The organism is Macrococcus hajekii (assembly GCF_004359505.1).
Lineage (GTDB): Bacteria > Bacillota > Bacilli > Staphylococcales > Staphylococcaceae > Macrococcus > Macrococcus hajekii.
This window is the reverse complement of record NZ_SCWE01000018.1, coordinates 1-471: the sequence shown is the minus strand read 5'-3', so window position 1 is coordinate 471 and position 471 is coordinate 1. Positions and strand designations below refer to the sequence as shown.

Below are 471 nucleotides of genomic sequence, written 5' to 3'. Positions count from 1 at the left end.
TATTAATAATGTGATGTCTGTATGAATACAGACGCGCGATTTTTTGAGAATTCATAAAATAATGAACTCACTCGGTTTTGCTTGGTAAATCAATTTTTTCTTACTTTATCTAGTTTTCAAAGTACAAAATTTAATGGTGGAGACTAGCGGGATCGAACCGCTGACCTCCTGCGTGCAAAGCAGGCGCTCTCCCAGCTGAGCTAAGCCCCCATAAAGGTATATGATATTAATTATTAATGGTGGGCCTAAATGGACTCGAACCATCGACCTCACGCTTATCAGGCGTGCGCTCTAACCAGCTGAGCTATAGGCCCATTGAGAATGTGTGAACCATAGGTTCAATGAACATTCAAAACTGAATACAATATGTCAAAGTTAATCCCTAAGAGACATCAAGTGTCTCTTTTCCGTAATATCCTTAGAAAGGAGGTGATCCAGCCGCACCTTCCGATACGGCTACCTTGTTACGAC

The 471-nt window shown here is 41.4% G+C and carries 2 tRNA genes; both read right to left on the bottom strand.

What is annotated here, in order from left to right:
- Positions 1–134 precede the first annotated feature (134 nt).
- A tRNA-Ala gene (locus tag ERX37_RS11165) sits at positions 135–210 on the bottom strand.
- 27 nt (positions 211–237) lie between these two features.
- Positions 238–314: transfer RNA gene (locus ERX37_RS11160), tRNA-Ile, on the bottom strand.
- Positions 315–471: the final 157 nt, after the last annotated feature.